This window comes from Flavobacterium sp. HJ-32-4 (genome assembly GCF_022532105.1).
In the GTDB taxonomy this organism is placed as follows: Bacteria; Bacteroidota; Bacteroidia; order Flavobacteriales; family Flavobacteriaceae; genus Flavobacterium.
In genome coordinates this window covers 1734278-1756381 of sequence record NZ_CP092832.1, presented here as the reverse complement: position 1 = coordinate 1756381, position 22104 = coordinate 1734278, and the positions used below count along the sequence as shown (strand labels likewise).

The following is a 22104-nucleotide window of genomic DNA, read 5'->3' as shown; positions in this document are numbered from 1 at the left end:
TTTTCTTCAAGTAATTACTTTGATGTTAGATATCCCTATTCACATCGAACGCCTCCAAATAGTCGGCCACGCGCTTCACGAAGCTGCCACCCAAGGCACCGTCGACCACGCGGTGGTCGTAGCTGTGCGACAGGAACATCTTCTGGCGGATGCCGATGAAGTCGCCTTCAGGAGTTTCGATGACGGCCGGCACCTTGCGGATGGCGCCCAATGCGAGGATGCCTACCTGAGGCTGGTTGATGATCGGCGTACCGAACACGCTGCCGAAGGTTCCGACGTTGGTGACGGTATACGTACCGCCTTGTGTATCATCTGGTTTCAGTTTGCCTGCCTTCGCGCGGTTACCCAAGTCGTTGACCGCCTTCGCCATACCCACCAGGTTGAGTTGGTCGGCATTTTTAATGACCGGCACGATCAGGTTACCGTTCGGAAGGGCCGCGGCCATACCGAGGTTGATGTTTTTCTTTTTAATGATGTATTCACCATCGACCGAGATATTCATCATCGGGAAGTCTTTGAGCGCTTTGGCAACCGCTTCCATAAAAATGGGCGTAAAGGTCAGTTTCTCGCCTTCGCGTTTCTCGAACGCATTCTTCACTTTATCGCGCCACTTGACGATGTTGGTCACATCCACTTCGATGAACGACTGCACGTGGGCCGAGGTTTGCACCGACTGCACCATGTAGGTCGAAATGAGTTTCCGCATACGGTCCATTTCGACGATCTCGTCGCCGCCGTTTACTGATACCGGAATGACCTGGGCCGCTTTTGGCGCTTCTACCGGAGCCGGGGCGGCCAGTTTGAGCTCAGCATCTGCCGGTTTTGGATGTACGACAGCGCCCGACTTGCGGTTGGCGATATAGTCGAGGATATCGGTTTTGGTCACACGACCGTCTTTGCCGGTTCCGGCGATGCCATCGAGTTCGGCTACCGAAATGCCTTCTTCTTTGGCGATGTTCTTTACCAATGGCGAATAGAACTTATCGGAGCCTGCGAAATCGGGCGTTGAAACGACCGCTTTGGCTGCTTCCACCGTTTTTTCGACGGCGGCTGCCGCAGCCGGGATATCGTGTGAAGGGGCTTCTACTGCCACGCCGCCTGCGGTTTCGATATACGCCAGGGTCTGGCCTACTTTCACCACATCGTTCTCGTTGAACAGGATTTCAGACAAAACACCCGACACCTCCGACGGTACTTCTGAATCGACCTTATCGGTAGCGATCTCAAGTACAGCCTCGTCGGCCTCAATAGGGTCGCCTACTTTCTTAAGCCAGTTAGTAATGGTCGCCTCAGCGACGCTTTCGCCCATTTTGGGCAATTTCAGTTCAAACTTTGCCATAAAACCGTGGTTGCAGTCGTTTGCAAAAGTACGTATTATTTAAAAATGGAGGACGGTTCCGCGCCCTTCACTGCTATCGCTTCCGATGGCATAACCTTCCGTCGGATGCAGAAATTTAAAGGTCAGCCCTTTATCTTTCCATGCTTCCAGAAAGCCGATGGACCGTTCGTATCCGATGTAGTCGACATCAAGCCAAACTTCCAATGGCGTTGCCAGCGAAAACGTTTGCGAAATTACGGATTTTACGTCTTCAAATGCGACTTGCGTTGCATTTTTTTGGGTTTTTAGGCGTATTCGTTCCGAAACTTCTTTTTTATCGGTCACAATGAGGTACCCTTGCGGAATCTGCACCGGATGGTGAGCGGCTTTGCGGAATTTGTATCGGGCGAACAGTCGGATTCCGAGGCTATAAAGTGCCGCAACCGGCGCGGGCACACGAAAATGCTTTTGGTGGAACAACGTCATCGCATCGGCAAAGCGACGGGCATAGCGGATGTCTTTCAGGGTGCTTTCTCCTTTGTAGTGCAACACCGTGGCGTGCCCGAAAAAATAGTTCGCTTTTCCGGTGAGTTGCAGGCGGTAGGATAGGTCGATGTCTTCCCCATACATAAAAAACCGTTCGTCGAAACCGCCGAGCGCCCGGTAGTCTTCCGTTCGGAGAAAGAGAAATGCCCCCACGAGTACGTCCACCCTTCCGATCGAGGTAGGTGAAACATGGGGGGCATAATAATGTCCGAATGTCTCGGGGAACCATTTGTAGAGTCCGGTCATACGGCCCAACGACACCATCGGCGTGGGCAGCATCCGTTTGCTTTCGGGAAGGAAATGCCCGGTGCCGTCGACCAGTCGGGTGCCGACCGCCCCGATAGCCGTTTTGGCGGATACAAATTCCAATAGGTTTCGGAAGAGATTCTCAGGAACGACCGTATCCGGGTTCAGGATGCAGAGCCATTCGCCGGACGCTGCTTCCACTCCTTTATTATTGCCTTTGGGAAATCCCGCATTATCTGCATTTTCGATGAGTCGCACCTGCGGAAAAACCGTCTTGACCATCGACACACTGTCGTCGGGCGAGGCATTGTCGACCACGATGATCTCGCCGTCGAGTCCGTGCAACGCCTTCACCACGCTGTCCACACACTGCTGCAGGAACCAGCGCACGTTGTAGTTGAGGATGACAACGGAAATTTTCACGAAGACAAAGATAGGATGTTAGGAGTTGACAGTTGATAGTTGACAGTTGATAGTTGAGGGTTGAGGGTTCTGGGTTGAGAGTTCTGGGTTGGGGTTTGGGGTTTGGGTTATCAACGATGAACGATGAACGATGAACTCTGAACTATCAACTATGAACCATGAACCATGAACTATGAACCATGAACTATCAACTACCCACCCTCCTCCCAAAACCTAAAACGTTACGTCCCGAACCCAAAGCGTTACCCTCGAAACCTAAAGTTTTACGTAGGCGGACGTAAAATTTTAGGTTCCAAACGTAAAGTTTTACCCCTGACAACGTAAAATTTTACCCCCTGTGACGTAAAACGTTACGTTTCGGACGTAAACGTTTGGGGTTTTCGTTGCAGATTCCGCATAAAAATCGTTTGAAAATAGAGGATGGTTGCGAATTTTTCGTTTCGAAGAAAGGGAACGGCGGTGTCGTGAGCCCTGCCCGACCGGTCAGGCAATTGACCAGTATTACGTCTCGGCGATCCCTGCTATTTTATTTTCTCAGCTCGAAATTTCGTGCATCACAAATCGACCAACTTCCTATTATATTTGCGTAAACCTAACCAAACATGAAGCGTCTCTTATTCGTATTGTCGTTACTCGTCGTGACCCTGGTGCACGCCCAGAAAAAAGAAACCCTCAAAGGTTCGAAGATCGTCACGATCGAACAGAAAGCCGTGGAGCCCTTTACGGCACTTGAAGTTCGGGACGAACTGGAAGTATCACTCATCAAAGGCGACAAAAACGGCGTCGAGATCGAAGCCGACGACAACCTGCACGAGGCGCTGGGCCTTTCCTATAATGGCAGTACCCTCATTCTTTCGATGGCAAAAAACATCAGCGGGGCGAAGAAATTCAGTATCCGGGTAACCTACACCGATGCCTTCACAAGCGTAATGGCGAAACACAAATCGGTCGTGAACGCACTCGAAGAAATCAAATTGGAGGACATCCGGTTTGACGCGTATGACAATGCAAAACTCAACCTCAACCTGTCACCGAAGAGTTTTACGATATCCGCCGATGATCGTGCGCAGGTGGCCCTGAACGGCAAATCAGAAAGCGCTACCATCCTGGTCAGCAAGAATGCGACCGTGAAAGCGCTGATCGCCGCCACCCAATTCAAGTGCGACCTCTACCAAAAAGGCGAGGCCACCATCGAGGGGGATGTCATCGATATGACGCTGCGCCTCGACAATAACGCCGGTTTCATTGGAAAGAAGCTCACAGCCAAGAACATCGTTTTGGTGGCGGAAGGCTATGTAAACTGCGATATCTGGGCCGATACCACGCTGGCGGTCGAAGCCTCGGGCGATGCGGAAGTGCGGATTTACGGCGAACCGAAAATGGAAATCCGGAAATTCGCCGACAACGCCAAATTGCTTAAGAAGCAGATGAAATAGGCAGCCTTTCCTTTTCTACACAAAAAAACCGGCTCATCACCGGTTTTTTTATTAGTTCACTATCAGTTTCTCGGTATGCCGTTGGCCCTGAGCGGTGACGGACAGAAAGTAAAGTCCCTTTGCCCATCGCGACACATCCACTATAGCTTCCCGATCCAGGGTAGCGGCGTTATACACCACTTTGCCCATACTGTCGGCTATTTCAAGCGTCATGGAGGTCGGGGCATTTTGTCCCAGGTACACCGTCACCCTTCCTGACGACGGGTTAGGATACAACCGGATTGCCTGCCAATCGAAGGTATTCGTGGCCAGGGGCCCCATCATGCCGGTCGTGTTCTTGTATATCTTCCCACTTTGTCCGACCACATATCCGGTAGTGGCATTCGCAAAACGGATGGCCTGGAAACGACCGGTGTTCTCGCCTCCCAACTCGCAGTTTTCGGCACTTTCGAAGGGCGCATCGGGCGACAGGTCAAACTTCGATATACAGAACGAGTCACAACCACAAAGTGTCGCCGCATTGTTGACCGCCCATATCGACGCATCGTTTGAGGCGAATACATCAAGCGGACCGAAACCGGCCGAACTGAAAGCCGAGAAAATGTCGCCCCCATCGGTGGTGCGGAAGACCGTTCCCTCCTGGTTGGCTATGAACCCGATGTTGGGCGTGATGAAGTAGAAAGGCGTTGCGAAGTATATGGATTGATACGGAAGGGCATATTTGAGTTCCCACGTGGCGCCCCCATCGGTCGTTTTATAGAGACCTTCCGACATGGCATAGCCTACATTGGCATTGAGGAATTGCAGGCGGACGATGGGCGTCGTGACCGGAAAGGATAGGGTCGTGAACGTAGCACCGCTGTCGACTGTCTTACGGAGGGTGCCGTTTTCGCCCGATACAAACCACACACTCTCATTGAGGATAGAGAGTCCGTAAAGGGGGTCGGTAACACCGCTGTCGACAGGCGTCCAGGTCTCGCCGGCATCGGAGGTTTTCAGAATCGTACCTCCTGAACCCACCGCTACGCCCTGTAGCGCGTCGAGAAATTGCACGCGGTACAGCGAACTCGCGCTACCGGATGCCCGGGTTGACCACGAAGTTCCGCCGTTGGTCGTTTTGAGGATGGTACCCGATTCGCCTACCACGACTACCTCTTCAGGTGTGAGGCAGAAAACGTCGTTCAGGGGTTGGGAAGTACCGGAAGACTGCGGTGTCCACCATTGCCCATATGAGGCAGAAAAGGGGAGTGACAGCAAAAGAAGAAGGAGTAAGGATTGCTTCATACGCGGATGTTGGGATAGATAATATAACTGCTTGCCGTTGTTAAAGTTATCAAAAAAGCAAACGCACCCGCGAAAAAAAAGACCGGATACATCCGGCCCTTTCGTTTTATGATACGGTCTATTACGACAACGCTGCCAAATAGCGTTCGGCATCAAGCGCCGCCATACAGCCGGTGCCCGCTGCGGTAATCGCCTGGCGGTAGACGTGGTCAGCGGCATCACCCGCTACGAAAACGCCGGCTACATTGGTGCGGGACGTACCGGGTTGGTTCACGATGTAACCCGTTTCGTCGAGCGTGATGAAGTCTTTGAAAATATCGGTATTCGGTTTGTGGCCGATCGCGACGAAGAAGCCTGTGGCCGGGATCACCTTCTCCTCCCCTTTTGACTTATCGATGATCTTCACGCCGTTTACGACATGACCATCACCCAATACTTCAAGGGTTTCGGTATTGAACAGGATGTCAATGTTTTCGGTTTTCTGCACGCGTTCCGCCATGATTTTGGAAGCACGGAATTGATCGCTGCGGACGAGCATCGTCACTTTTTTACACAGCTTAGAAAGGTAGTGCGCCTCTTCGCAAGCCGAATCGCCCGCGCCAACGATCACCACTTCCTGTCCGCGGTAGAAGAAACCGTCGCATACAGCACAGGCCGATACGCCACCGCCCAGTGACAAATAGTGCTGCTCGGATGGAAGGCCGAGGTATTTGGCCGAAGCACCGGTAGAGATGATCACCGTATCACAGTGGATCTCTTTTTCGTCGTTCACCCATACTTTATGGACGCTGCCGGAAAAGTCGACTTTGGTTACCCAGCCACTGCGCACATCGGTGCCAAACCGCTTGGCCTGGTGCATGAGTTGGATCATCATTTCAGGCCCCGAGATGCCGTCCGGATAACCCGGGAAATTCTCGACATCATTCGTGGTCGTGAGCTGTCCGCCGGGTTGGATCCCTTCGTACAACACAGGATGCATATTGGCACGGGCGGCGTAAATGGCGGCGGTATATCCGGCCGGGCCCGAACCTATGATAAGGCATTTTACTTTTTCTATATCTGCCATAATGGAGGTGTATTTTGGTGGCGCTAAAGTACAGCGATTTTACGGTTTATACCATAACCCGCACATTGGATTTGTTTATACAGCCATTGGCAATCGCGCGTATCGCAGATGTTTGTACCTTTGTGGCATGCCGCCGAAAAATCGCAGAAAAGAAGAATTCTATAACGTGCTGACACACGGGATCGGTGCCTTGCTTTCGGTTGTGGCGCTGGCCCTTATGCTGGTGTATGCCGTGCCTACTGGATCAACGCTGACCATCGCCGTGTCGACCGTATTTGGTGTAAGCCTGGTGGCGTTGTATACGGCCTCGACCTGCTACCACGCCATGTCGACGCTGAAGTGGAAGCGGTTCTTCAAACGGATCGACCACCTGTGTATCTACATCCTTATTGCCGGCACGTACACACCGGTTGCCCTACTGGGACTCAAAGGTGCATGGGGCTGGTGGATTTTCGGCCTGATCTGGACACTCGTAGTGGCCGGTTTCTTTTTCAAATTCTCACGACTGCGGTATTCGAAGAAATTGTCGCTATCGCTTTACCTGTTGATGGGTTGGCTGATTGTGGCCGCCATACAGCCGATGTGGGCTTCTTTAAGCGGCGAAATGCTGGGACTCATTATGGCCGGTGGCGCTTGCTACACACTGGGAACTATCTTTTATGCCCGTGAAAAAATGCGCTATAGCCATGCCATTTGGCACGTGTTTGTGATGGGTGGCAGCCTGTGCCATTTCCTGGCGGTTTTTCTGTACTTATTGTAAGTACCCCACTTTATCCGCAGTTGATCCATATGCGTGAGGGACAAAGCCCCCGCGCCTTCATTCCAATCATTACTTTTTAACAAAAGATGCGGTTTTCCCGTACTGCCATGTCCGCGCCAATGACTAAGGGACGCATCCGCCCCTTCCCTATGACAAGATACGGTTTCCCGACGACAGCATTTTACGGGAAATCCGCCGTTTTTGTTAAATGTTGCAAGCGGGGAAATGCCACAGCTTTGACATACCTCCTATTAAAATTGACTAGCCCAGGTGCGAAAAGACGCCGCCCGAATGGAAGCGGAAAAACGGGAAGGATGAAGCCTGGTTTCGTGGCAGCGAAGGCGTAACCGCGGAAGCGACATTTGCGTACCGAGTTCCCAACATTTAACAAAAGATGCGGTTTTCCCATACTGCCCTGTCCGCGCCAATGACTAAGGGACGCATCCGCCCCTTCCCTATGACAAGATACGGTTTCCCGACGACAGCATTTTACGGGAAAACCGCCGTTTTTGTTAAATGTGGTAAGCGGCCAAATGCCCCAGCTTTGACCTACCTCCTATTAAAACGGACAAGCGCCGGTGCGAAAAGATGCCGCCCGGATGGCAGCGGAAAGCCCGGAAGGGCGAAGGCTGGTTTCGCCGCGGCGGAGGTGCGACCAACGGAAGCACCCGAAGCGCGTTGCGAAACCGCCTGAGGCCTGAGGACTTGCAGCGCACAGCCGGAAAAGCGGCCCCGAAACAAACAAACTGATTGACTACGCCAGCTACTAATTGCCCTCCGCGGGGTTTAAAATTTAAAATGCAAAAGTCCGAATTATCGGAATGACCGTGTATTTTTGCAGCACACGAAGAAACAACACAACATGCTGATCATCGGAATCGCGGGCGGCACCGGATGCGGGAAGACGACCGTCGTAAACCAAATCATGAACGAATTGCCCGACGCGGAAGTGGGGGTGATTTCACAAGACCATTACTACCGCCGGAACGACCATCTCTCCTACGAAGAGCGGGCGCTGATCAACTTTGACCATCCGCGGGCCATCGACTTCGAGTTGCTGGTGACACACTTGCGGCAACTGCGCGCCAACCAACCCATCGAACAACCGGTCTATTCGTTTGTGACCCACAACCGCACCGACGATGTGGTGGTAACGCACCCGAGAAAGGTGATGATTGTGGAAGGAATCCTGATTTTGGCGAATCCGGAACTGCGCGACCTGTTTGACATCAAGATCTTCGTGCACGCCGATCCGGATGAACGCCTGATCCGACGCCTGAAACGCGACATCGCCGAACGCGGCCGCGACATGGACGAAGTGCTCAACCGCTACCAAAGCACACTCAAACCGATGCACGAGCAGTTCATCGAACCGACGAAGGCCTTCGCGGATATCATCATACCGAACGATAAATACAATACGGTGGCGATCGATGTGGTGCGGGCGGTGATCAACCAGCGAATCCTTTGAGTGTTGAGTTTTGAGTGTGGGGCGTCGTGGTTCACGGTTAGGGTAAAAAAAACTTGTGGGACGCGAGGTAACCCCGTAATTTAGACCAAATCTTTGACAAAATAGCATACCGCCCAAAACGTAAGACTCCCAACCGTCCGCATGCGAAACCCCTTAAAAAAATCACTCGAAAAACGACCCGTACTGCGTGTGCTCAGCAACCGCTACGTGTTGATTTCGCTGTTTTTTGTAGTGTGGATGCTGTTCTTCGACAACTATTCGTGGCTCAACCAACGACCGCTTGACAAGGAAATCGAGGAACTGGAGGCGAACAAACGGTATTACGAAAACGAAATCCGCCGCGATTCGATGAGTATCGAAGCGCTGAAAGACCCCAACCAGGTAGAGAAATACGCCCGGGAGCAATACTACATGAAACGCGACAGCGAGGATATCTACATCATCGAGTACGAAGGCGAGCGCAAAGACACCGTAACCCGCCGACCCGACTAAGGTCAGGGCTTCGCCACCATCACTTCGTAGGGAGCCAGATCAACACGAGCGCTGCGTTTGAAGAAATAGCCTTTGTGCAGCAGGTTTTTCCCTACCAACGAGGCGCCTTCCAGTGTTACTACCTGTGCTTTATCCGACAGGTTTACGACGACCAACACCTTCATTCCTTTATACGCACGGTAGAAACTGACGACTGCATCGTTGTCGTTCCGTACCTCTGAAAAAACACCCTGCTGCAAGGCTGGCGTTTTCGCCCGCAACGCCAATAGCGTGCGGTACCAGCTGAAAAGCGAATTCGGGTCGTTTTGTTGTTCCTCAAGCGAAATACCGTCGGTAGACTTTTCGTTTCGGGTATCCCACCACGGGCCCGTGTTCTCGTACCAACGCGCCATGCCTTTTCCTTGTCCGTTCGTATACCAATCGAAGGCCTCGCGAACGCCGATGTCGTTGCCATCCGTAGTGCCATACGACTGTTGCTTGCCTTTCATGCCGATTTCCTGTCCGTAGTAAATCGACGGAATGCCACCTATCAGCAATTGTAGGGCTACGGCTGCCTTTGACTTTGCGACGGTCATACCAGGTTCTGACGCATAACGACCCGTGTCATGGTTTTCAAGAAAAACCAATTGGTTCTTGCCGGCCGGATTGAAATGGAAGGTACTGTCGGCTGTCTTCAGTATCTCGCGCTTATCGAACTTCGTCAGCGCGAACTTCAGTCGAAACGCAAACGTATAATCGACCGAACCGCCCGTCATGTATTCATGCCCATACGACGCCCAATCAGCCTGCTCCGCCACGATCTTCAGTTTCGGGTTCGTCGCGCGCAGCTTACCGAGTAGCGGTGTCCAGAAGTCACGGAAAAGATGGGTGAGCTTACCGGCGTTGTCGAGGTCGTCCATCATGTGGTCGAGTCGGAAGCCGTCGACTCCATCGTCAAAACGTCCGTCGCCATTGGGGTCTACCCAGTGCAGAAGGGTGCGATAGGTGTAGTCTTTCACCTCCGGATTCGCCATATTGACCACGAGGATCTTCTGTTTGTGACCGTCCCACATGGTGAAATCGTCAATGTTCCAGAAGAGAAAGGGTTTGGTTTTCGCTTCATCAAGGTAGACGAGGTAATCACCATAACGCGATCCGGGTTGGCCGTAACCTTCTTTATACCAAGGGTGACCGCCTGCCACATATTGCATTTCGACGTCCTGGTAGATTTTCATGTTGCGTTTATGGACTTCCTTCACCAACAGCAGGTAATCGTCCATCGTGCCATACTCCGGATCGATCGCAGCGAAGTCGTACGCGAAATAGTTGTGGTAAAAATCAGACGCGTATAGAGGCGTAAGGAGCAGCGTCGTTACCCCCAACGCCTGCAGATAGTCGAGTTTTTGACGGATGCCCTTCAAATCACCCTGTTTGTCGCCGTCGCTGTCGAAAAAACTGCGTTGGAAGACATGGTAAAAGACATCGTTTTGGGACTGCGCAACCGAGGCGAAGCAAAGGAAGGCAAGTAGGATTATTTTTTTCATAGTCGTGGAAATACGGTTTGACGTAAGATGGTTTTGCCGACAGGTTGCAGTTCGAGTCGACGCAGACGCTGGTGCTCGTCGTAGAGTTCTACAAAAAAATGCCCGTCTTTCTGCTCATATCGCGGCGGCTCATTCGGACTTAGGAAGTACATCCGACGGTCTTTCGGGCGGTAGTGCAACTCTTTAAAATCGCCGAAGGGATAACGCTTGGTCACGACTTCCTCGGCCTCGATCGGATAAGCCAATACCAGAGGGCCGTAGGTAAAATAACATCCTTTTCCGTCGGCCTCTTCTGCCAGTTTGAATTTCGGATGCAGTTCAATCGCGATTTCCTGTTTTCCTTTCTTTACCTCGTACCGCCAGAAGGGCGATTCGGGTGGCAGGATGCGCGGGTCCCGGGAATCCTTGACGGTTGCCCATCCCGGCTTTCGGACGAGCAGCACAAAATCGGTAGCACTTTCGATGGTAAATAGGAGGCGATTACCATAGGGATACTCCGTCGTTTCGGTAATCCGGACTTTTTTTCTACCGAGTTCCGTCGTGAGTGTCGATGGGCCTAATAAGGACGCTATGAGCGTATCCTCCCCTTTTTTCATCCACATATACTGCACGTAATACGGCGCTATCCGGCCGGCATTCGGCACACAACAGACGGCTGCTTCTTTATGGACGGGTGAATAGCGATATCTTGTTTGTTTGGGATCCGATGTATCGCCATTCCGTCCTCCGGTCATCTCAAAGGAATTGTCGGTTTTGAGGTAGGCGATACCACAGCCCTCCGGATGCCGGGCTCCCTGGGCCGCGTTAAAGAACAAACGCTCGATGGCATCACCGTAAGACGTCTTGCCGGTTTTGGCGAACAGGCTTTCGTAGCTGTGCATCAACTCTTGTAAGGAACAATACTCGTAACCACGTTCCGGGTCGGCTTTTCCATCCAAAATCCACTCGTCGCCGATGGGTGCACCGGTGACAGTGGTCGCTTTATCGATCTTTTCTTCAAACTGGTGTAAGGCCGACAGCAGCTTTGGGTTGCCCGACGCGTAGGCCGCTGCTGCCAGCGAACGAAGCTGCTCATAGGTATGCACACCGTGTCCTTTCAACGGCAGCGCCGGATCCATCAACTTGGCATATTGACCGTCTTCGTTCAGTTTCTGCTGGGAGAAATCTTTATAAAGGAAGAGGGCATAATCGCGATACTTCCGGTCTTTGGTATAGGAATACAACGTCTCAAGGACATCCGTGAATGTGAGTCCGTGCGACGTACCGCCCACATTCTCATTCTTCGAATAAAACGGATGGGAGGTCGCGGGGAAACCGGTCATGGTATTGTCGACAGCCCGGCGCACCGCATCCAGCACACGGGAATCACGTGTATAATCGTACCAGGCGAGAAGGCCGCGCAAAAGGGTCGTCTTCGCCCATAACTCGCCATTCTCATTATCAAAGTTATAGCGGAGATCGGCGTCGTATATGCCCAGGTAGCCATCGGCGTCCTGACTGGCGAGGATACGGTCGACATGCGCCTGCGCCCGCTTTAGCTGGGTCTCGTCGCCCAACAGGATGGCGCTACGGATGAATCCATCCCACCAATTCCCTTGCGTTTCGCTGTTCCACCACAGCAATTGAATCTGCCAGTCGCCTTCGTTCCCCAGTGCGCCCACGTCTTTCGATTTGACCTTCCGGGAAAGCCGGTCGCGCACGAAGATGTCGTCGGCTACCACCAAATCGGGTGCGAGGCTGTCGAGATGTCCGGTAAAACCGTCGAGATTCTGCGCGATCTGCTGGCGCAACCACCCCTCGGGGCGCACGGCACCGACCGGTAAGACGGTATAGGTTTCGGCAAACGGTTTTTGGACGGCGAAGGGATCCTGCGCGTAGGCGGAAAGTCCGAACAAAACCAATAATGCGTGTGTTTTCATAAGGAAAGGGTTTGTTTCAGGAAGGACATCATCCGTTTGTTCACTTCCCAGTTATCCGCTACCGGACGGTTTCCGTCAAGCGGCATATACGGCTCCGGGCCTGCCTCGGTTGTGATGGTAAAAGTCGCATCCCCGGCCGCTTTCCTCTGGCGGATGATGTCCTCCCACCAACTTACGTGTGCCGACAGCGCATCTTCAAAAGCCGACGCGAAGGGGTCGCCCACCTGTGGCCCTTCCGGGAAGCCCACCCGTGCATGCAAATGGCGTACGTGCGGGAAAATACGGGAAAGCGCCTCCTGCTGGTCGTCCAACAAACTTTCTGACACGCAACACCAGTGGGAAAAGTCAGCCGTGAGTTTCATCTCCGGGAATTTCTCGAGATACGGAAGCAAGCCCAGCAAATGAAAGGTGAACCGCCCGCGATGGATTTCATGGTAGACCGGAATGCCTGTTTTCACCGCCACCGTCTCGGCCGCTTCGATGGCGCGGCAGTTATCGTCGAAAGAAAAGAAATCCTTGCCGGTGTGTGAGTTCGTGAAGTCCGGACGGAAGGCCGCGAGCCGTTCCAGTCGCTCTTTCATCCGGGTGATGTATTCCGACGGCAACTCACGACGACCGGCCAGCACCTGTTGGGCGACGAACGCAAAACCGTCATGCTCGCGCCATGTTTCCAATTTGTCTCTAAAGTCGGGGCGGTCAAAGTCGCCGGAGGGAAGGTTGATTTCCACCCCTTCATAACCCGCCTCACGGGCCACATCCAGGAAATGGTCGCCTGCCATTCCTTCGCAGCCCCAATAGGTAGCACAGTATTGTATTTTCATGGATACAAGATAGGATTTAAAGGTGTATCGATGACCTCACCCACGCGGGCACCCGGACACCATTTGTGCCAGTCGTTCTCCTGGTTGCGGTTCTCGGGCTGTTTCAGGATCATATCGCGGTCCATGTAAATAACGGTCATTACTTTTCGCATCTCGTCGGTTTGGTTGGCACCGGCGCGGTGAAACACCCAACCGGAATGGAAACTGACTTCCCCCGCATCAAACGGCTCGATGACATGCCGGAAATCGGTCACCCGAAGCCGTTGCTGGATCGCCTGCTCACTTTCATCGCCTATGGCCAGTTCGCGTCCGTCGACGATGACGTGGCTGCCTGCGCTGAATTCCAGTGGTCCCATTTCAAGCGGCGTGGCCTGCAACGGGATCCAGGCCGTAACAGTTTTGTCGGTGGTCAACGGCCAATAATATTGGTCGGCATGCCAGGGCGTGATGCCACCTCCACCTTCTTTAAAAAGCGCCTGGTCGTGATACAACCGCGCCCCTTCTGTTTCCATAAGCGCTGCCGCAAGGCCCGCAAGTCGCTTGCTGAAGACCAGTGCACGCACCTCGTCGTTTTCGCGCCAGAGGTTGAACAATTGCAGGAAGGCTTTACCATAGGTGTCGCGTTCGTCAAGCGGTACCTCATCGGTGTGCATGCGGTCGACCTGCTCCGAGATGACGCGGTTGAAATGCGCCAGCGTTTCGGGGTCGAACACCTGTTTTAATTTGATATACCGGTTCTCGCGGTAAAAGGCGATTTGTTCGTCTGACAATACATACGGTTCGTGCAGGAGGTCCATATCATTCGTTTTGGTCAAAAGTAGTGGGGCGATGGGACAAAAAACGGCACACTACACCAAAAGATGGCACTATATTTCCTTTTTGTATGTACATTCGTCTCTCAAATAGCCTACATACACCCATGAAACCCGTTCGAGAAGAAGTCGATGCCATACGGAAAGACGCCTCTTTCGTGGCCTACGCGCTTTCCCTGCCGCATTTCGAGTTTCGGTGGCACTACCATCCCGAGTGTGAACTCACGCTGATCACGCAGGGCTCCGGAACGCGGATTGTCGGCGACAACCATGAAACGTTTGTGCCGGGTGATCTCGTGTTGTTGGGTCCACGCCTGCCCCATACGTGGTCGAGTGCACCGGATGAGGACGGCTCCTCCGCGATTGTCATCCAGTTCTCGGAGGCGTTTCTCGCGCCCTTCCTCGCCCTGTCGGAATTCGAAGGCGTTCGTAGGCTGTTGGAAGACGCGCAACGCGGACTCCATTTTGACCCGGTATCCGATGCGCTCGCACTTCGTCTCCGGCAATTACCCGACCTACCACCGGCACTTCGGGTCGTCGAACTATTGTCGGCGCTCAACCAACTGACCCATGAAACCGCACGGGTATTGGCCTCCGGACGGTTCGTCGCCCTTCGTCCGGCCGATGCACAACGAATCAATACCGTATGCCACTTTATACAGGAAAAAGCGGCCACCGGGGTAACACTTTCGGAAGTGGCCGCCCTGATACACCTCTCGCCCAGCGCCTTCTGTAAATTCTTCAAACGACACACTGGACGGGGCTTTTCGGATTACGTAAACGACATCCGGGTGGCCGAGGCCTGCCTGCAACTGGTGCGGACCGATAAAACCATCCGGCAGGTAGCGACCGACACCGGCTACGACAGCCTGACCTACTTCAACCGCATCTTCCGGCAAAAGAAGGAAATGACCCCGTCTGCCTTCCGTAAAAATGCGAAATCGACAGTTTAGGGTGTCGTTTTTGGTTATATTTGCAAGTAAGCAAACACCACCAAAGTGCCAGGAAAAGCCTCTCTTTTCGATGACTTCCAGCCCGTTGCGTCCAAAGCCTGGAAACAACAGATTCAATATGAACTCAAGGGCGCCGATTACAATGAAACACTGGTATGGGACAGTCCGGACGGGATCCGCGTAAAGCCTTTTTACCACGGTGACGAAGACACCATTGAAAATGCGGTTCCGGCAACGACCAGCGGGTTTTCAATTTGCCAGGAAATCTTCGTCTTCGATGTGCCAAAATCCGCCCTCCGTGCGGTGGAATCGGTGCAGCGCGGAGCCGACGCCATCCGGTTTTTGCTCGCGGATGACAGTTGTGATGTGGAGACGTTGTTGCGGGATTTCCCTTTTGCAACCGCACCGGCTTCTTTCCGGCTGGCAGTGGCCTCCGACACCATCCTTCAGAAATTACAACAGATTGCCGCGCAACACCAGGTGGTCATGGCCTGCGAGATCGACCCGATTCGCCACCTGACCCAGGACGGTAACTGGTTCGCGGGCATCGGCGATAACTTCGAATGGCTCTCCGCCCGAATTACCCGATACCCCAACCTCTCGTTATTGTCCGTCGACGCTACCGGCTACCAAAACGCCGGCGCAACAAGTGTGCAGCAATTAGCGTATGCCCTTTCGCATATGAACGAGTACCTTGAACGTACGGTCGAAAGTGCGAACGAACCGACCTTTCACCTGGCGATAGGTCCCAACTATTTCTTTGAGATTGCCAAGATACGGGCGCTGCGGATGCTATATGCTTCGCTGGCGGAACTTCACGGACGACCGATCGGATGCCGCATCGCCGCCACACCGACCCGCCGTAACAAGACGCTGTATGACTACAACGTCAACATGCTGCGCACCACTACTGAATGCATGGCGGCCATCGTCGGAGGTGCCGATACCGTAACCAACCTCCCCTACGACGCCCTATACCACAAAAGCAACGAGTTCGGCGAACGGATCGCCCGCAACCAACTGCTCATCCTGAAAAACGAAAGCCACTTCGACGTGACGGCCAACCCGGCAGACGGCAGCTATTACATCGAAACCCTCACCGCCCAACTAGCGGAAAAGGCATTGGCGTTGTTTAAAGAAATCGAAGCCGGGGGCGGTTTCCTTGCCCAACTGAAAGAGGGTACTATACAGCGGAAAATACGCGAAAGCGCCGAAAAGGAACAGGCGGCTTTCGACAGCGGCGCGGAAGTACTCGTCGGCACCAACAAATATCCGAACAAAACCGACCGGATGAAAGACGACCTTCAGTTGTTCCCGTTCGTTAAGACACAACCCCGCAAAACACTTATAACGCCTATCATCGAAAAACGGCTGGCCGAGAAATCCGAACAGGAACGACTGGCTGCCGAATCCTGAAAACCAAACCCATGAAACACCTACTCTCCCTTTTGGCGCTCTTTCTGACGATAGGCGCCACGGCCCAGAAAAAACTCGAAATGACGAATATTGCCAATACCGGCAAAAAAGTCGTGTTAGAAGAAAATACCCGTGTGAAAATCCGCACGTCGGATATGAAAAAACACATCGGGGAACTCCACTTCACCGCCGACGGGAAACTGTTGGTCGACGGCGCAGAAATACCACTCGAAACCATCACGAGCATCAAGAAACAGTCGAAGTCATTCGGCACGCTGAAGACCGTTGTGCTCATTGTGGGCGTGGCGACTATGGGAGCCGCGGCGATTGTAGCGGCAAGCGGTGGCGAAGCGGCATTTCTGTTGTTCGCTACAGGCAGCGGGCTCAGCATCGGATCGGGTATTCTGGAGACAGTGAATCCGAACTATACCAAACGTAAATGGACGTATCAACTCACGGAATGAGGAAAAACGTAACGACTTTATCACTACCCAAAACGAGCGTCGCTTCAGCCGAGGCTACTACCTCTTTTACCACAGCGGAAGGTATCGCGGTGAAATCGCATTACAGCAAAGACGACCTCGCCGATGCCACCCACCTGGGTTTCGGTGCTGGGTTTGCACCTAACCTGCGTGGCCCCTACGCCACCATGTATGTGCGTCGACCCTGGACGATCCGCCAGTATGCCGGTTTTTCAACGGCGGAAGAAAGTAATGCGTTCTACCGTCGCAACCTCGCCGCCGGACAAAAAGGACTTTCGGTTGCCTTCGACCTGGCTACCCACCGCGGCTACGACTCTGATCACGAGCGTGTCGTAGGTGATGTCGGAAAAGCAGGTGTGGCGATTGATTCGGTGGAAGACATGAAAATCCTGTTCGACCAGATTCCCCTGGGCGAAATGTCGGTGTCAATGACCATGAACGGGGCGGTACTGCCCATCATGGCATTCTACATCGTCGCTGCGGAAGAACAGGGCGTGACACCGGCGCAATTATCGGGTACGATTCAAAACGACATCCTGAAGGAGTTCATGGTGCGGAATACCTACATCTACCCGCCTACCCCTTCGATGCGGATCATCGCGGATATTTTCGCGTATACCAGCCGCCACATGCCGAAATTCAACTCAATTTCGATTTCCGGTTACCATATGCAGGAAGCGGGTGCGACAGCGGATATTGAGTTGGCGTATACATTGGCGGACGGACTCGAATACATCCGCACCGGACTTGCTGCCGGGATGCAGATTGATGATTTCGCGCCCCGCCTCTCCTTCTTCTGGGCCATCGGAATGAACCATTTTATGGAAATCGCCAAGATGCGCGCCGGAAGAATGCTATGGGCAAAATTGCTCAAACAATTCCATCCAAAGGACGAAAAGTCACTCGCACTTCGCACACACTGCCAGACATCAGGATGGAGCCTGACGGAACAGGACCCTTTCAACAACGTCGCCCGTACCTGCATTGAAGCCGCTGCTGCCGCTTTTGGCGGTACACAGTCGCTGCACACGAATGCGCTTGACGAGGCCATCGCCTTACCGACCGACTTTTCGGCCCGGATCGCGCGCAATACCCAGATTTTCCTCCAGGAGGAAACCAAAATCACGAAAACGGTCGACCCTTGGGGCGGCAGCTATTACGTGGAGAGCCTGACAAAGGAAATCGCCGAAAAAGCCTGGGCACTGATCGAAGAGGTCGAGGCGCTGGGCGGAATGACGAAAGCGATCGAAGCGGGTATCCCGAAACTGCGCATCGAGGAAGCGGCCGCGCGAAAACAGGCGCGTATTGACAGCGCACAGGACATCATTGTAGGCGTCAACAAATACCGCCTGAAAAAAGAAGACCCGTTGCACATTCTTGACGTCGACAACGAACTAGTGCGTAACCAACAGGTAGAGCGCCTCTCGCAAATCAAAGCCCAACGCGATGCAGCGAAAGTGGCCGACTGCCTTTCCCAACTGACGGAAGCCGCACGGTCGGGCACCGGCAACCTCCTGGAACTCGCCGTAGAAGCCGCGCGTCATCGGGCGACACTGGGTGAGATCAGCGATGCCCTCGAAACCGTATACGGACGATACAAAGCACAAATCAAATCTTTCAGCGGCGTGTATAGCAGGGAAATCAAGAACGACGAAAGCTTCGAGAAAGCGAAGCAACTGGCCGACGCCTTCGCCAAACAGGAAGGCCGCCGACCGCGCATCATGATTGCGAAGATGGGACAGGATGGCCACGACCGCGGGGCCAAAGTCGTCGCGACAGGCTATGCCGACGTAGGATTCGATGTGGACATCGGCCCGTTGTTCCAAACGCCGGCGGAAGCCGCCAAGCAGGCGGTAGAGAACGACGTGCACATTTTGGGCGTTTCGTCTTTGGCAGCCGGACACAAGACGCTGGTGCCACAAGTGATTGCCGAATTGAAGAAGTATGGAAGGGAAGACATTATGGTCATCGTCGGCGGGGTAATACCGGCCCAGGATTACCAATTCCTTTTCGACGCGGGCGCGGTAGCAGTGTTTGGACCCGGAACCAAAATCAGTGAAGCGGCCATCCGCATACTGGAAATCCTGCTCGACTGATGGCAGCGGCTTCCGTATGCGATGTGATTATCATCGGAGGAAGCCACGCCGGTTTATCCGCGGCCATGACCCTGGGTCGGGCGCTGCGGAACGTACTCGTGATCGACAGCGGGCAACCCTGTAATGCCCCCACGCCTGCTTCACACAATTTTCTTTCGCGGGATGGTATCGCGCCGTTCGAATTGCTTCGGATTAGCCGCGAACAGGTCAGCCGGTATTCAACCATTACGCTTCTCGAAGCGACCGCCACCGCAGCGGCGAAAGCGGGTCCATACTTTACCATCGAGACCGACAGCGGCGCCATCCACACCGCGCGGAAACTGATTTTCGCCACCGGTTTGAAAGACCTACTCCCCGACATTCCGGGTTTTGCTGCCTGTTGGGGGATTACCGTCGTGCATTGTCCGTATTGCCACGGATATGAAGTGCGTGGAAAGAAAACAGGCGTACTCGCCGAAGGCGCAACGGCCTACGGCTTCATTGAGCTGATTTACAATTGGACGGATGACCTAACCTTATATAGTAACGGTCCGGCCGGACTTACGGGCGAACAGGCAGCGAAACTGGCGCACTATGGCATCGCCATTGTCGAGAAGAAAGTCGAGGCGCTGGTGCACGAAGGAGGCCTTATCCGTTCGATTCGCTTTACGGATGGTAGCACCGCCGAAGTGGAAGCTTTATATGCCCATCCGGAAACGACCCAGCAGTGCGACCTGCCGTTGTCATTAGGCTGCGAGATCAACGAACACGGCTCGATTACCACCGACGTGTTCCAGCAAACCTGTGTGAAAGGCGTGTATGCCGCCGGCGACAATGCCACCACCGGACGGTCGGTAGCCGGAGCGGTGGCGGCCGGAGCGGTGGCGGGCATGTTGTTGAACCGGGAGTTGGTAGAAGAAGATTTTTGATATGACGTACGCGGTAGTCGCCTTTCCGAAACTCGACGCCCGGGATATCCGGAATATCGGCCTTTTCCGGGCGCAATACGACGTGGTGAACCACGCACTTATCGAACCCCATTTTACACTGGTTTTCCCTACTGACCTGCTTTCTTACGCGGATCTCGTGACCGAAATCCGGCAACGGGCTTCGGATGTGGCGGCCTTTTGGTTTGCGTTGCGCTGTGCGATGGTCCATAAGGATGCCTTTGCGAGCGACTACCACGTGTTTCTGGTTCCGGATGAAGGAAACAGCCGGTTCGTGAAACTGCACGATCTCCTTTACGGTGAGCGGCTGCTGCCGGCGCTACGAACGGATATCGACTATATTCCGCACCTGACGGTGGCGACGCTCCCCGACGTTAGGCGTTGCCGGGAGCTGGCGCAGGAGTGGAATATCGATGAGATGGAAATAGCCGGAAGGATCGACGAGATTGCGATCGTGAGACTTGATGGCTCCGCCGTAGAACGAATGGTAACGATCCGTTTATATGAGTAAGATGCAGAACCGACATCGCTATTTATGGTTGTTGTGGCTGACCCTTACGCTGCAGTCGTTTGGGCAGGCATCAACGGAAGATCCGCGCTTCGTGACCTACATCGCGGATCCGGCACGTGAAAGCATCCGGTTGTTCTGGAAAGACTCGGGAGGCAAACGCTTCGGCAATGCCAAACGGTTACGCACCGATCTGGCTAAAAGGAACCAGAAACTCGAATTTGCGATGAACGGCGGGATGTATACGGCCGCTCACGCCCCGCAGGGACTCTATATCGAGGAAGGAAAAGAACGGTTCCCCCTTGACACGGCAAAAGGCGGCAACGGGAACTTTTACCTAAAGCCCAATGGCATTTTCTATCTCACCCCGAACGGTGCGGGTGTGGTGGCGACCCAGGATTTCAAACGGGTAAACGTAAGGTTCGCCACACAGTCGGGTCCGATGCTTGTGGTCAACGGAGCGTTGCACCCTGCTTTCGTGAAAGGATCTACAAACCTCAATATCCGGAATGGTGTGGGAATTCTTCCCGATGGGCGGGTGCTGTTTGCCATGTCGAAAGAACCGATCAACTTCTACGACTTCGCGTCCTTTTTCCAACGGCTGGGTTGCCGAAATGCGCTCTACCTGGATGGTTTCGTGTCGCGCACGTACTATCCTGACGGGAATTGGGTACAGGAAGACGGCGATTTCGGCGTGATCATCGGCGTCACCCACCGAAAGAAGCGCTGAGCGTAACGTAAACCGCAGCCCCGATCGCAGCGAAAAGCCCGGAGCACACGCGGCTGGCGGTTGCCGAAGCAAAGGGGCGACCAACGGAAGCCCCGGCGCGAGATGCAACGCCGCCGCGGGGGCGAGGACTTGCAGCGAAGAGCGGGAAGTGTCTGCCAAAAAAATCAACCGAACTTATTATATTTGCACCGCTCGGGATGTAGCGCAGCCTGGTAGCGTACCAGCATGGGGTGCTGGGGGTCGCTGGTTCGAATCCAGTCATCCCGACGACAGAGAAAGGTAGCCGTAGGGCTGCCTTTTTTGTTTTTGCCGTCTTCATAACGTAAAGATGACATGGGATCCGCGCTACATTCACTATCTTTAGGTTTCGGAACGTTGGGCCAAACGACCACCTATAAAGCGGTATCACCCTTTCCGTTTTCATTCTTAATCTAAATCAGTACTCTTATGAACAGAAAAGCAAAAGCAAAGTGGGACGGCGACCTGAAAACCGGTAACGGTTTCCTGACGACCGACAGTACGGTATTGAACGATACAGCCTATTCGTTTAAAACACGGTTCGACACCGGCGTGGGCACCAACCCTGAAGAACTGCTGGCGGCCGCACATGCAGGCTGCTTCACGATGGCGGTATCGGCTGCACTGACCCAAAAAGGGCTAAGCGCCATTCACCTGGAAACGGAGGCGGTGGTCGAACTGGATATGGTGAAACTGCAGATCACCGGCGTGCATTTGAAGATGCAGGGCAAGGTGGACGGCATTAGCGCCGAAGACTTCGTAAACGTCACGAAAGAAGCGGAGAAGAACTGCCTGATTTCAAAATCACTCAGCATCCCGATTACGTCGGAAGCGGTGTTGCTGTCATAAGAAACGGCT

20 protein-coding genes and 1 tRNA gene are annotated in these 22104 nt (G+C 53.6%); 13 read left to right on the top strand and 8 right to left on the bottom strand.

Translation table 11 applies throughout. The features are described from left to right. Nucleotides 1-25: 25 nt before the first annotated feature. Nucleotides 26-1339 (bottom strand): dihydrolipoamide acetyltransferase family protein, encoded by a 1314-nt coding sequence (locus MKO97_RS07215; RefSeq protein ID WP_241105468.1) that lies wholly within the window; start codon nt 1337-1339, stop codon nt 26-28. A 39-nt stretch (nt 1340-1378) separates the two neighbouring features. Then, on the bottom strand, nt 1379-2533 hold the full coding sequence (locus MKO97_RS07210; protein WP_241105467.1) for a glycosyltransferase family 2 protein: 1155 nt from the start codon (nt 2531-2533) through the stop codon (nt 1379-1381). A gap of 602 nt (nt 2534-3135) precedes the next feature. Between MKO97_RS07210 and MKO97_RS07205 the strand changes: the two genes are divergently transcribed. Next, nucleotides 3136-3969 carry a GIN domain-containing protein gene (locus tag MKO97_RS07205; RefSeq protein ID WP_241105466.1) on the top strand — a complete coding sequence of 278 codons (834 nt, stop codon included), beginning with the start codon at nt 3136-3138 and terminating at the stop codon, nt 3967-3969. A 51-nt stretch (nt 3970-4020) separates the two neighbouring features. Here the strand turns inward: MKO97_RS07205 and MKO97_RS07200 are convergent, their stop codons facing one another. Both MKO97_RS07200 and trxB read right to left on the bottom strand, forming a co-directional pair. Beyond that, a complete protein-coding gene (locus tag MKO97_RS07200; protein ID WP_241105465.1) occupies nt 4021-5253 on the bottom strand; it encodes a YCF48-related protein in 1233 nt (410 codons plus the stop codon). A gap of 121 nt (nt 5254-5374) precedes the next feature. Then, nucleotides 5375-6319, bottom strand: coding sequence for a thioredoxin-disulfide reductase (trxB, locus tag MKO97_RS07195; protein ID WP_241105464.1), 945 nt, complete (start codon nt 6317-6319; stop codon nt 5375-5377). Nucleotides 6320-6446: 127 nt separating this feature from the next. Between trxB and MKO97_RS07190 the strand changes: the two genes are divergently transcribed. From MKO97_RS07190 to MKO97_RS07180, 3 genes are all read left to right on the top strand, one after another. After that, complete coding sequence (locus tag MKO97_RS07190) at nt 6447-7079, top strand: hemolysin III family protein (protein WP_241105463.1); 633 nt, start codon at nt 6447-6449, stop codon at nt 7077-7079. A gap of 862 nt (nt 7080-7941) precedes the next feature. Next, nucleotides 7942-8550 (top strand): uridine kinase, encoded by a 609-nt coding sequence (gene udk, locus MKO97_RS07185; protein WP_241105462.1) that lies wholly within the window; start codon nt 7942-7944, stop codon nt 8548-8550. Between the two features lie 141 nt (nt 8551-8691). Continuing rightward, the gene (locus MKO97_RS07180; protein WP_241105461.1) at nt 8692-9042 is read left to right on the top strand and encodes a septum formation initiator family protein; all 351 of its coding nucleotides are present in this window, start codon (nt 8692-8694) and stop codon (nt 9040-9042) included. A gap of 2 nt (nt 9043-9044) precedes the next feature. Here MKO97_RS07180 and MKO97_RS07175 read toward each other — a convergent pair whose 3' ends face one another. Genes MKO97_RS07175 through MKO97_RS07160 form a run of 4 tightly spaced genes read right to left on the bottom strand, consistent with a single transcriptional unit; the run spans nt 9045 to nt 14102 of the window. After that, a complete protein-coding gene (locus tag MKO97_RS07175) occupies nt 9045-10565 on the bottom strand; it encodes an alpha-amylase family glycosyl hydrolase (protein WP_241105460.1) in 1521 nt (506 codons plus the stop codon). Then, on the bottom strand, nt 10562-12484 hold the full coding sequence (locus MKO97_RS07170; RefSeq protein WP_241105459.1) for a beta-L-arabinofuranosidase domain-containing protein: 1923 nt from the start codon (nt 12482-12484) through the stop codon (nt 10562-10564). Before MKO97_RS07170 ends, MKO97_RS07175 begins: the two co-directional genes overlap by 4 nt. Then, nucleotides 12481-13305, bottom strand: a complete 825-nt coding sequence (locus MKO97_RS07165; protein ID WP_241105458.1) for a sugar phosphate isomerase/epimerase — start codon at nt 13303-13305, stop codon at nt 12481-12483. Before MKO97_RS07165 ends, MKO97_RS07170 begins: the two co-directional genes overlap by 4 nt. Further along, nucleotides 13302-14102: a phytanoyl-CoA dioxygenase family protein gene (locus MKO97_RS07160; RefSeq protein WP_241105457.1), complete on the bottom strand. Its 801-nt coding sequence runs from the start codon at nt 14100-14102 to the stop codon at nt 13302-13304. Before MKO97_RS07160 ends, MKO97_RS07165 begins: the two co-directional genes overlap by 4 nt. A 122-nt stretch (nt 14103-14224) precedes the next feature. On the opposite strand from MKO97_RS07160, the gene MKO97_RS07155 reads away from it, so the two are divergent. The 9 genes from MKO97_RS07155 (at nt 14225) to MKO97_RS07115 (ending at nt 22095) form a co-directional block, all read left to right on the top strand. Continuing rightward, nucleotides 14225-15070 (top strand): helix-turn-helix domain-containing protein, encoded by an 846-nt coding sequence (locus MKO97_RS07155; protein ID WP_241105456.1) that lies wholly within the window; start codon nt 14225-14227, stop codon nt 15068-15070. Between the two features lie 45 nt (nt 15071-15115). Further along, complete coding sequence (locus MKO97_RS07150; protein WP_241105455.1) at nt 15116-16486, top strand: methylmalonyl-CoA mutase subunit beta; 1371 nt, start codon at nt 15116-15118, stop codon at nt 16484-16486. An 11-nt stretch (nt 16487-16497) separates the two neighbouring features. After that, a complete protein-coding gene (locus MKO97_RS07145; protein WP_241105454.1) occupies nt 16498-16950 on the top strand; it encodes a hypothetical protein in 453 nt (150 codons plus the stop codon). Further along, nucleotides 16947-19064, top strand: coding sequence for a methylmalonyl-CoA mutase (gene scpA, locus MKO97_RS07140; RefSeq protein ID WP_241105453.1), 2118 nt, complete (start codon nt 16947-16949; stop codon nt 19062-19064). Before MKO97_RS07145 ends, scpA begins: the two co-directional genes overlap by 4 nt. Further along, nucleotides 19064-19972 (top strand): NAD(P)/FAD-dependent oxidoreductase, encoded by a 909-nt coding sequence (locus MKO97_RS07135; protein ID WP_241105452.1) that lies wholly within the window; start codon nt 19064-19066, stop codon nt 19970-19972. Before scpA ends, MKO97_RS07135 begins: the two co-directional genes overlap by 1 nt. A gap of 1 nt (nt 19973) precedes the next feature. Then, nucleotides 19974-20501 carry a 2'-5' RNA ligase family protein gene (locus MKO97_RS07130; RefSeq protein ID WP_241105451.1) on the top strand — a complete coding sequence of 176 codons (528 nt, stop codon included), beginning with the start codon at nt 19974-19976 and terminating at the stop codon, nt 20499-20501. A gap of 1 nt (nt 20502) precedes the next feature. Beyond that, nucleotides 20503-21228 (top strand): phosphodiester glycosidase family protein, encoded by a 726-nt coding sequence (locus tag MKO97_RS07125; RefSeq protein WP_241105450.1) that lies wholly within the window; start codon nt 20503-20505, stop codon nt 21226-21228. Between the two features lie 193 nt (nt 21229-21421). Continuing rightward, a tRNA-Pro gene (locus tag MKO97_RS07120) sits at nt 21422-21495 on the top strand. Between the two features lie 180 nt (nt 21496-21675). Then, nucleotides 21676-22095: an OsmC family peroxiredoxin gene (locus MKO97_RS07115; RefSeq protein WP_241105449.1), complete on the top strand. Its 420-nt coding sequence runs from the start codon at nt 21676-21678 to the stop codon at nt 22093-22095. Nucleotides 22096-22104: the final 9 nt, after the last annotated feature.

What these genes read in the sequence shown, in the direction of transcription:
- MKO97_RS07145 (WP_241105454.1), top strand. Translation starts at nt 16,498, where the DNA reads ATGAAACACCTACTCTCCCTTTTGGCGCTCTTTCTGACGATAGGCGCC.
- MKO97_RS07165 (WP_241105458.1), bottom strand. Translation starts at nt 13,305, where the DNA reads ATGAAAATACAATACTGTGCTACCTATTGGGGCTGCGAAGGAATGGCA.
- udk (WP_241105462.1), top strand. Translation starts at nt 7,942, where the DNA reads ATGCTGATCATCGGAATCGCGGGCGGCACCGGATGCGGGAAGACGACC.
- MKO97_RS07200 (WP_241105465.1), bottom strand. Translation starts at nt 5,253, where the DNA reads ATGAAGCAATCCTTACTCCTTCTTCTTTTGCTGTCACTCCCCTTTTCT.
- MKO97_RS07125 (WP_241105450.1), top strand. Translation starts at nt 20,503, where the DNA reads ATGCAGAACCGACATCGCTATTTATGGTTGTTGTGGCTGACCCTTACG.
- MKO97_RS07205 (WP_241105466.1), top strand. Translation starts at nt 3,136, where the DNA reads ATGAAGCGTCTCTTATTCGTATTGTCGTTACTCGTCGTGACCCTGGTG.
- MKO97_RS07180 (WP_241105461.1), top strand. Translation starts at nt 8,692, where the DNA reads ATGCGAAACCCCTTAAAAAAATCACTCGAAAAACGACCCGTACTGCGT.
- MKO97_RS07175 (WP_241105460.1), bottom strand. Translation starts at nt 10,565, where the DNA reads ATGAAAAAAATAATCCTACTTGCCTTCCTTTGCTTCGCCTCGGTTGCG.
- MKO97_RS07115 (WP_241105449.1), top strand. Translation starts at nt 21,676, where the DNA reads ATGAACAGAAAAGCAAAAGCAAAGTGGGACGGCGACCTGAAAACCGGT.
- MKO97_RS07135 (WP_241105452.1), top strand. Translation starts at nt 19,064, where the DNA reads ATGGCAGCGGCTTCCGTATGCGATGTGATTATCATCGGAGGAAGCCAC.
- MKO97_RS07155 (WP_241105456.1), top strand. Translation starts at nt 14,225, where the DNA reads ATGAAACCCGTTCGAGAAGAAGTCGATGCCATACGGAAAGACGCCTCT.
- MKO97_RS07160 (WP_241105457.1), bottom strand. Translation starts at nt 14,102, where the DNA reads ATGGACCTCCTGCACGAACCGTATGTATTGTCAGACGAACAAATCGCC.
- scpA (WP_241105453.1), top strand. Translation starts at nt 16,947, where the DNA reads ATGAGGAAAAACGTAACGACTTTATCACTACCCAAAACGAGCGTCGCT.
- MKO97_RS07130 (WP_241105451.1), top strand. Translation starts at nt 19,974, where the DNA reads ATGACGTACGCGGTAGTCGCCTTTCCGAAACTCGACGCCCGGGATATC.
- MKO97_RS07170 (WP_241105459.1), bottom strand. Translation starts at nt 12,484, where the DNA reads ATGAAAACACACGCATTATTGGTTTTGTTCGGACTTTCCGCCTACGCG.
- trxB (WP_241105464.1), bottom strand. Translation starts at nt 6,319, where the DNA reads ATGGCAGATATAGAAAAAGTAAAATGCCTTATCATAGGTTCGGGCCCG.
- MKO97_RS07215 (WP_241105468.1), bottom strand. Translation starts at nt 1,339, where the DNA reads ATGGCAAAGTTTGAACTGAAATTGCCCAAAATGGGCGAAAGCGTCGCT.
- MKO97_RS07190 (WP_241105463.1), top strand. Translation starts at nt 6,447, where the DNA reads ATGCCGCCGAAAAATCGCAGAAAAGAAGAATTCTATAACGTGCTGACA.